This window comes from Burkholderia sp. MSMB1459WGS, assembly GCF_001534535.1.
Classification (GTDB): Bacteria; Pseudomonadota; Gammaproteobacteria; order Burkholderiales; family Burkholderiaceae; genus Burkholderia.
In genome coordinates this window covers 1-1864 of record NZ_LPMU01000062.1, presented here as the reverse complement: position 1 = coordinate 1864, position 1864 = coordinate 1, and the positions used below count along the sequence as shown (strand labels likewise).

The 1864-nt window shown below is 63.6% G+C and carries 1 protein-coding gene; it reads left to right on the top strand.

Features of this window, described 5'->3' with window-relative positions; genetic code table 11:
• Window positions 1-406: 406 nt before the first annotated feature.
• The gene (gene ltrA / locus WT97_RS24690) at window positions 407-1774 is read left to right on the top strand and encodes a group II intron reverse transcriptase/maturase (protein ID WP_060275365.1); all 1368 of its coding nucleotides are present in this window, start codon (window positions 407-409) and stop codon (window positions 1772-1774) included.
• Window positions 1775-1864: the final 90 nt, after the last annotated feature.

Genomic DNA, 1864 nt, shown 5'->3' with positions numbered 1-1864 from the left:
GTCGTTGTGCGCCCAGCATGGGCGCACTCCTGCGGGTGCAAGTCCCGCCATAAGCTGGTCACAGCGAATGAAGTGAAGCGCAACTGCATGAGGGCGACCGAATGTGGAGAGGAAGCGTGGAGCGTAAATCGTGAGCCGATGGACAAGAACTGCATAGAAGGCGCTGCCGTGCAGGGCGAGCGGGCAACGCACCGCGAAGCTCTCGTGACCAAGGCGAAGCAGCGTAAATGCGGCGGTTGTGCGATGAAGGAGTGCGCTCTTACCTGGGGAGATCTCGCCTTATGCCTGAAAGGGCGACGGCGTCGAGCCGGAGCGAGAAGTCAGCAGAGGTCGTAGTAGTCACAGGACAGGTCGATGAGGCTGAAGCTGGTGACGAAGGGCCGAACGGGAAGGAGTGTCCAGCGTCATGTCGATGCGACAGGCAATGCGTCAGATGCCCGTGCGAGCGGGGCGAGCGGGAAGCATACGCGGTGAAGCTGCGTCTATGCCCGTGAGCGACGAAGGCTGTTGCCCGCGCCATGAATCCGGGGACACAGGGTCGTCGCTGCTGATGGCGGCGCTGACGAGGGAGAACCTGAAGCAGGCGTTCAAACGGGTACGGGCCAACAAGGGAGCCGCTGGCGTGGACGGTCTGGATATGGACCAGACGTCGCGCCATCTGGTGACGGCGTGGCCCGCGATCCGTGAACAGTTGCTCAAGGGGACGTACCGGCCCAGTCCGGTACGGCGGGTGACGATCCCGAAACCGGACGGAGGCGAGCGCGAGCTTGGCATCCCGACGGTGACGGACCGGCTGATCCAGCAGGCGCTGCTGCAGGTGCTGCAACCGGTTCTGGACCCCGGCTTCAGCGAGCACAGCTACGGCTTCCGGCCTGGACGGCGTGCGCACGATGCGGTGCTTGCCGCGCAGTCGTACGTGCAGTCGGGTCGGCGAATCGTGGTGGATGTTGATCTGGAGAAGTTCTTCGACCGGGTCAACCACGACATCCTGATCGACCGACTGCAGAAACGTATTGGGGACGCCAGCGTGATCCGGCTGATCCGGGCGTATCTGAACAGCGGCATCATGGATGGCGGCGTGGTTCAGCAGCGCGAACAGGGCACGCCACAGGGCGGGCCGCTATCACCGTTGCTGGGCAACGTGCTGCTCGATGAGGTGGACAAGGAACTGGAGCGGCGAGGCCACTGCTTCGCGCGCTATGCCGACGATGCGAATGTCTATGTTCGTAGCCGCCGTGCTGGCGAGCGGGTGATGGCGCTGCTGCGTCGTCTGTATGGGCAACTGCGGTTGAAGGTCAACGAGACCAAAAGCGCAGTCGCCAGTGTGTTCGGTCGCAAGTTTCTGGGCTACAGCCTATGGGTAGCGTCCGGCGGTGTCATCAAGCGCAAGGTGGCGGCCAGACCGCTGCTGGCGTTCAAACGCCGCATTCGCGAACTGACCGGCCGTAGCGGCGGGCGCAGCATGAAGGACGTGGTGGAACGGTTACGGCCCTATGTATTGGGTTGGAAGGAGTACTTCCGGATGGCGCAGACGCCACGAGTCTGGCTGGATCTGGACAAGTGGATGCGTCACCGGCTGCGTGTCATCCAGCTCAAACACTGGCGCCGCGGTCCGACCATCTACCGGGAACTGCGTGCGTTGGGCGCACCGTCCGCTGTGGCGCAACAGGTGGCGGCGAACAGCTGTCGCTGGTGGCGTAACAGCGGCAAGCTCCTGAATAGCGTATTGACCCTCGCGTACTTCGATCGGCTGGGTGTGCCCCGACTCTCATAACCTCAACTTCCCGAACCGCCCGGTGCGGACCCGCATGCCGGGTGGTGTGGCAGGGGTACGGCCTCATGGCCGTCCCCTATGCCGATTCCG